The 6,815-nt window shown below is 70.3% G+C and carries 7 protein-coding genes; 4 read left to right on the forward strand and 3 right to left on the reverse strand.

Annotated elements, in window-relative coordinates; all coding sequences use genetic code 11:
• The 3 genes from ABT025_RS39020 to ABT025_RS39030 all read right to left on the reverse strand — a co-directional run.
• A partial coding sequence (locus ABT025_RS39020; protein WP_502972133.1) for a thioesterase II family protein occupies window positions 1-832 on the reverse strand: 832 nt, incomplete at its 3' end.
• 109 nt (window positions 833-941) lie between these two features.
• The gene (locus tag ABT025_RS39025) at window positions 942-1,175 is read right to left on the reverse strand and encodes an acyl-CoA carboxylase epsilon subunit (protein WP_351003533.1); all 234 of its coding nucleotides are present in this window, start codon (window positions 1,173-1,175) and stop codon (window positions 942-944) included.
• Window positions 1,176-1,199: 24 nt separating this feature from the next.
• Window positions 1,200-2,810, reverse strand: coding sequence for an acyl-CoA carboxylase subunit beta (locus tag ABT025_RS39030; RefSeq protein WP_351003535.1), 1,611 nt, complete (start codon window positions 2,808-2,810; stop codon window positions 1,200-1,202).
• A 535-nt stretch (window positions 2,811-3,345) separates the two neighbouring features.
• Between ABT025_RS39030 and ABT025_RS39035 the strand changes: the two genes are divergently transcribed.
• From ABT025_RS39035 to ABT025_RS39050, 4 genes are all read left to right on the forward strand, one after another.
• Complete coding sequence (locus tag ABT025_RS39035; RefSeq protein ID WP_351003542.1) at window positions 3,346-4,212, forward strand: ACP S-malonyltransferase; 867 nt, start codon at window positions 3,346-3,348, stop codon at window positions 4,210-4,212.
• Window positions 4,213-4,328: 116 nt separating this feature from the next.
• Window positions 4,329-5,192: a sugar phosphate isomerase/epimerase family protein gene (locus tag ABT025_RS39040; RefSeq protein ID WP_351003537.1), complete on the forward strand. Its 864-nt coding sequence runs from the start codon at window positions 4,329-4,331 to the stop codon at window positions 5,190-5,192.
• Between the two features lie 98 nt (window positions 5,193-5,290).
• Complete coding sequence (locus ABT025_RS39045) at window positions 5,291-6,520, forward strand: cytochrome P450 (protein ID WP_351003539.1); 1,230 nt, start codon at window positions 5,291-5,293, stop codon at window positions 6,518-6,520.
• Between the two features lie 12 nt (window positions 6,521-6,532).
• Window positions 6,533-6,727 (forward strand): ferredoxin, encoded by a 195-nt coding sequence (locus ABT025_RS39050; RefSeq protein WP_136329937.1) that lies wholly within the window; start codon window positions 6,533-6,535, stop codon window positions 6,725-6,727.
• Window positions 6,728-6,815 lie beyond the last annotated feature (88 nt).

Below are 6,815 nucleotides of genomic sequence, written 5' to 3' on the forward strand. Positions count from 1 at the left end.
CGCCGCGGCGTTCTTGCCCTGGTCGTTGTAGGCAGGCACGAAGACGATGTTGCGGTACCAGCCGCCCTTCCGATTCCACGGTCAGGGCGCTCGTGCGCGCGCGGATCAGGTCGAGGACCGGGGCCACGTGGGAGTCGAGGTAGAAGTGTCCACCGGGGAACACCTTCAGCTCGAACGACGCCGTGGTGTGCTCGCCCCACGATGTCGCCTCGTCGACGGTCACCTGCTGGTCGTTGTCACCGACGAGCGCCACGACGTCCACGCCGAGCAGCGGTCCCGGCCGGTAGCGGTACGTCTCCGCGGCCTTGTAGTCACTGCGGATCGCCGGAAGGATCATGCGCAGGATCTCGGGATCGGCCAGCACCGCGGAATCCGTACCGCTCAGCTGGGTGATGTCGGCGATGAGGCGGTCGTCGGTCGCCAGGTGCACGGTCTCGTCCCGTACCCGGGAGGGCGCCCGGCGGCCCGAGGCGAAGAGCGTGCTCGGTGGCGTTCCCGCCGCCTCCAGCCTGCGGGCCACCTCGAACGCGAGCGTGGCCCCCATGCTGTGGCCGAACAGGGTCAGGGGAAGGTCCCCCCAGGGGCGCAGCTCCTCGATGACGAGATCGGCCAGCTCCTCGATGTCCTCCACGCAGGGCTCGCTCCTGCGGTCCTGGCGGCCGGGGTACTGGATCGCGAGAACGTCGATCGCCGGGGACAGCACACGTGACACCGGGAAGTAGTAGGTGGCCGATCCGCCCGCGTGCGGGAAACAGACCAGGCGGGCGGGGGCCTCGGGCGCCGGATGGAATCGCCGGATCCAGGGCCCGGTCTCCCGTGAGTCGTCCGTCATCAGTGCTCTACATCCTTCTGTCGCTGTCGCTGTCGCTGTCGCTGTCGGGCCGGGTCCGGTACGGAGTCGGAAGGGGAGCCGGGGGCGCCCCGGCCGTTGCCGAAGTGCTTCACCGGGCAGCCCAGCTGCCGGGCGGGCGGTAATGAAGCGGTGCGCTCCACCGGGGTGTGGCGCAGGGGCGGGCGTACGGGCCGGCCGCCGGGGCGCGGCGCAGGCTCAGCAGGGCGGTGGTCACGGCAGCGATCTCCTCGGCGGACGGCACGCCGCCGAGGAAGCGCAGCGCCGGGCCGGCGCCGTCCGGGGCGGCGGATCCGGTGGCCGGGGCGTAGGGGGCAGCGGTCATGGGCTCGGTCACTCCTCACAGGGCTCAGGTCGGGGGGTTGCCGTGCTTGCGGGCCGGAACCCGCGCGTCCTTGGTCCGCAGCATCGCGAGGGAACGTACCAGCACCGAACGGGTCTCGGCAGGATCGATCACGTCGTCCACGAGACCGCGTTCGGCCGCGTAGTAAGGGTGCATCAGCTCCTGTTGGTACTCCTTGATCCGCTGCTCACGGGCCGCCGCGGGATCGGGAGCGGCGGCGATCTCCCGGCGGAAGACGATGTTCGCCGCGCCCTCCGCGCCCATCACGGCGATCTCGTTGGTCGGCCAGGCGAAGGAGAGGTCGGCCCCGATGGAGCGCGAGTCCATCACGATGTACGCACCGCCGTACGCCTTGCGCAGGATGACCTGTACGCGGGGGACCGTCGCGTCGCAGTAGGCGTAGAGCAGCTTCGCGCCGTGCCGGATGATGCCCTGGTGCTCCTGGTCGGTGCCCGGCAGGAAGCCCGGCACGTCGACCAGCGTGACCAGGGGGATGCTGAACGCGTCGCAGGTCTGGACGAACCGCGCCGCCTTCTCCGATGCGTGGATGTCCAGCACCCCGGCCTGCGAGGCGGGCTGGTTCGCCACGATGCCGACCGTGTGACCGTCCAGCCGCGCCAACGCGCAGATGATGTTGGTGGCCCACTGCGCGTGGACCTCGAAGAAGTCCTCGTCGTCGACGATCTCCCGGATCACCGCGCGCATGTCGTACGACTGGTTGGCGTGGTGCGGCACCAGGCTCAGCAGACTCTCGCACCGCCGGTCCGCAGGGTCGTCGGTCGGCGCCTCGGGGGGCAGTTCGCGGTTGTTCGCGGGCAGCAGGGAGAGCAGGTGCCTGACCTCCTCCAGACACTCCGCCTCGTCGTCGTACACGAAGCCGGCCGCGCCGGAGACCGTCGCGTGGACCTCCGCCCCACCGAGCTGTTCGTGTGTCACGCGCTCGTTGGTGACGGCCTGGACCACGTCCGGCCCGGTGATGTACATCTGCGAGATGTCCCGCACCATGAAGACGAAGTCGGTGAGCGCCGGCGAGTAGGTGGCACCGCCCGCGCACGGCCCGAGAATCACACTGATCTGGGGTATCACCCCGGACGCCCGCACGTTGCGGCGGAAGATCCCGCCGTACCCGGCGAGCGCCGTCACACCCTCCTGGATCCGCGCCCCGGCACCGTCGCTCAGCCCCACCAGGGGCGCGCCGGACGAGATCGCCAGATCCATCACCTTGTGGATCTTCTCGGCGTGCGCCTCGCCCAGCGAGCCGCCGAAGACCCGGAAGTCATGCGCGTACGCGAACACCGTGCGCCCGTGCACCTGGCCCCACCCGGTGATCACCCCGTCCCCGCCGGGGCGTCGGTGCTCCAGGCCGAATCCCGTGGAACGGTGTCGCCGCAGCGCCTCGACCTCCTGGAACGTCCCCGCGTCGAAGAGCAGCTCCAACCGCTCCGGGGCCGTCAACTTGCCCCGCGCGTGCTGCTGTTCGGTGGAGTGGGGACCCATACCCTCGCGCGCCGCGCTCTTCAGCTCCGCCGCCTGAGCCACCAGCGAGCGCAGATCCGGCCGGGGCGGCGCCGAGTTGTCACCACCACTGTTCGACGGGGCGTCCTGATGCACTGTCATGGTCCCACCCATCCTTGGCTCGACGGTGCCCGGTGGCTTCTCGCACCGGCGCCGGAATCCGGATAACCGTCCCTCATTGAAGACCCGGCGCGGTCCTCGTGCCCTCCCCTAAGTTGTCCGGCACCCCCCTAAAGGGCCGTCCCGGCATCCCTGGCGGGACAGCCCTTGCGACCTGCGGCCGGGCCCCGGCCCGCCCACCGGCCCGGCCGGCCCGGACACGGGACCCTTAGGGGCTCTACGGGGCACCGCCGGATGGAAGCGAAGTCCCTTTACACCACCCGGCCGCCAAGATGCCGCGCCTCCAAGGCCGAGCGGCGGCAACGGAATTGGGACCCGCGAACCTTAGGGGTTTTGGCGGCGGCGGGCAGACCTCAGCCTGGAGCCCGACCGGTTCGGAAACGAAGCGCCCGACGGGCTGATCGCGCCGGGACGACGTGCTGAAGGGCAGGACACCATGAGAGACGACTTCCGTACCGGCGGTGCGCTGGTCTTCCCCGGCATGAGCCCCACGCGCTTCCAGGACTCGGCCAAGTTCATGCTGGTCAACCCGGTGGCCCGCCGGCTCGTCGCCGAGGCCGACCACGCACTCGGCTACTCACTCGTCGACCGCTACCGCGAGACCGAGGGAGACTACAGCGAGTACGCCCAGGTCGCGTTCCTCGTCAACTGCCTGGCCCTCGCCACCTGGGCGCAGGACCGGTTCGACCCGGAACCCGCGCTCTGCGTCGGACCCAGCTTCGGCGGAAAGACCGCGGCGGCCCACACCGGCGTCCTGGAATTCGCCGACGCCGTACGCCTCACCGCCGGCTGGGCCAGGCTCCTGGAGTCCTGGTTCGCCGAGAACCACCACGACGTCGTCACCCATTCGTTCACGCGCGTGCCGCGCCCCGAACTGGACCGGGTGCTCGCCGAACTCGACGAGCGCGGCGAGTGGTACGAGATCTCCTGCCATGTCGACGAGGACTTCTACATGGTGTCGCTGCGCGCGACCGTGCTGGAGTGGCTCGGCAAGCGGCTGCGTTCGGTCGGCGGCCTGCCGCTGTACACGATGCGCCCGCCCATGCACGCGAGCGTCTTCGCCCCTCTGCGTGAGCGGGCCGAGGAGGAACTCTTCGCCCCGCTCACCTTCCACGATCCCCGGATCCCGGTCGTCGCAGACCAGGACGGCACCCTGCTGACCACCGGCGACCAGGTGCGGACCATGCTGCTGGACGGCTTCGTCCGTCCGGTGCGCTGGCCCGCCGTCGTCGACTCCCTGCGCCGCCACGGCGTCGGCAAGCTGTACGTCGCCGGTCCGGACAGCCTCTTCGGCCGGGTTCCCGTCACCACCGGGAACTTCGACGTGGTCGCCGTGGACCCGCGGACGGCGCTCCGGCCCGTCCGCCGGAGCCTCGCGGCCTGAGCGCGGCCCGGTCGCCCCGGGCCCCACGCACCTTTGACGGGACGCGCCCAGGCCGGCGCCGCGCCCCTTCCACCGGCACCAGGACCGGCCGCGGACTTTCGAGCGAGAGGTACACCATGACCCTTCTGACCAGGACCGACCTGGGATTCGCCTATCTGCAGCTGACCGGGTCGGCCTGGCAGGAGCCGGTGCGGTACACGCTGGAGGAACGGCTGTCGGCGCTGGCCGAGAACAACTGTGTCTCGATGGGCATGGCTGTCGAGGAGCTGGAGTCGTTCCTGGCCGACCACTCGGCGGACAAGCTGCGCGGCCTGCTCTCCGAGTACGGGGTCCGGCTGCACGAGCTGGAGGTCCACTTCGGCTGGAACGCGGGACCGGAGGAGAGCGGCCCCGCACTGGAGTCGGAGACCCGCCTCTTCGAGCTGGCCGGGCTGGCCGGCATTCCCGCCGTCAAGTCCTGTGCCGTGTACCCGCCCGGCGTGGAGATGCCCCCCACCGAGGTCCTCACCGAGCGCTTCGGCGCGATGTGCGACCGGGCCGCCGCGCGCGGACTGAACATCTCCCTCGAAGCCATGGCCGTGATGCCCGGCTTCACCTACCAGGTCGCCTCCGACATCATCGTCGCCGCGGACCGCCCGAACGCCGGGCTGCTCATCGACATGTGGCACCTCTTCCGCGACCCGACGGGCGTCGGCTCGGTCGACCAGCTCACGGGCGCACAGATCGCGGCCGTGGAGTTCGCGGACGCCCCGCGCACCCCGTCCCCCGACGTCATGAACGAGGTCCTCAGCGGGCGACTGCTGCCCGGCGAGGGCGACTTCGACATCACCGGGCTGCTGCACACGCTGGACGCCAAGGGCGTCGACCTCACCCCGTCGGTGGAGGTCCTCTCCGCCGACCTGCGCGCCCTGCCGCTCAGCGAGAACATCGCCCGCACCGCCGCGGCCGTGCGCGCCTCCCTCGAGAAGGCCCGCGGCTGAGAGCGCCACCCCTCACGACCTCCCCGCGACGGGGAGCGGTCCCCCTGTCGCGGGGAGGCCGTCACCCACCGAGCGCAGAGACCTCTGGAGAAGGAACCATGTCCGATCTCGTCGACGCCTGTCCGCACGCCCAGCCCCGCCCCTTCCCCCTGGAGCGCACCGGCTGCCCCCTGGACCCCGCACCGGAGTACGCGGTGCTGAGGGAGACCGAGCCGGTCTCCCGGGTCAAGCTCAAGTTCAACGGCCGTGAGGCCTGGCTCCTCACCCGGTACGAGGACGTCCGGCAGATGCTGGTCGACCCGCGGTTCAGCTCCAACATGGCCGACCCCGGCTACCCCCTCCAGTTCCACTTCCCCATGGAACTGCTGGGCAAGGTCAAGCCCGCCCTGCTGCACATGGATCCGCCGGAGCACACCGCGCACCGCATGATGCTGATGCCTGAGCTCAGCGTGAAGCGCGTCGAGGCGATGCGGCCGCGCACCCAGGAGATCGTCGACGAGTGCATCGACGCGATGCTGGCCCAGGGCGGCCCGGTGGACCTGGTGTCCATGCTGTCGATGCCCGTGCCGTCCATCGGCATGTGCGAGCTGACCGGCGTACCGCACGAGTCGCGCGACCTGTTCCACCGCTGGGTCACCCTCCTCGTCACCCAGGGCAGCGCCGAGGAGCACGCCTCGGCCAACGCCGAGGTCGAGGTGCTCCTCTACGAGCTCATCGCCGAGCGTCAGAAGAACCCCGGCGACGACCTGATCAGCAGCCTGCTCCAGCGCAACGACCAGAAGAACGAACTGGAACCGGCCGACATCAGCGCCCTGGTACGGGCCATGATCGCCGCCGGCCACGAGAGCACCGTCAACGGCATCACCATCGGCGCCCTCGTCCTCCTCCAGCACCCCGAGCAGGCCGACTGGCTGCGCGCACACCCCGAACTCTCGGGCCAGGCCGTCGACGAGCTGTCGCGCTACTCCAGCATCTCCGACCACGGCACCGTCCGCGTCGCGCTGGAGGACGCCGAGATCGGCGGCCAGCTGATCCGCAAGGGCGAGGGCGTCATCTGCTCGCTCTCGGCCTCCAACCACGACCCGGCGGTCTTCAAGGACCCCAACACCCTCGACCTGACCCGCCGCGAGGCACGCCACAACGTGGCGTTCGGCTTCGGACGCCACCAGTGCGCAGGCCAGATGCTCGTCCGCATGCAGCTGGAGGTCGTCTTCACGACCCTGCTGCGGCGTATCCCCGGACTGCGTCTCGACGCGGCTCTGGACGAACTGCCCTTCAAGGCCAACGCCCTCATCGACGGCGTCCACGAGCTGCCGGTTACCTGGTAAAGGAGTCCTTCCATGCGTGTGATCGTCGACAAAGAGCGTTGTGTCGCCGCCGGTTCCTGTGTGATCACCTCGCCCGCCGTGTTCGACCAGAACGACGAGGACGGCAAGGTGGTCCTGCTGATCGAGACACCGGACGAGAAGCTGCGCGACGAAGTCCTGGAGTCCGTCAACGTCTGCCCGGTCGGGGCGCTGAGCGTCGCCGACTAAGGGCTGTCCCGTAATCCCTGGCGGGCGCGCGACGACAGCTACGGCGCCTCGCCGCGTTGTCGGAACGTCCGAATACATCCAGTATGCG

Source organism: Streptomyces sp. NPDC002809 (assembly GCF_040295435.1).
Classification (GTDB): domain Bacteria; phylum Actinomycetota; class Actinomycetes; order Streptomycetales; family Streptomycetaceae; genus Streptomyces.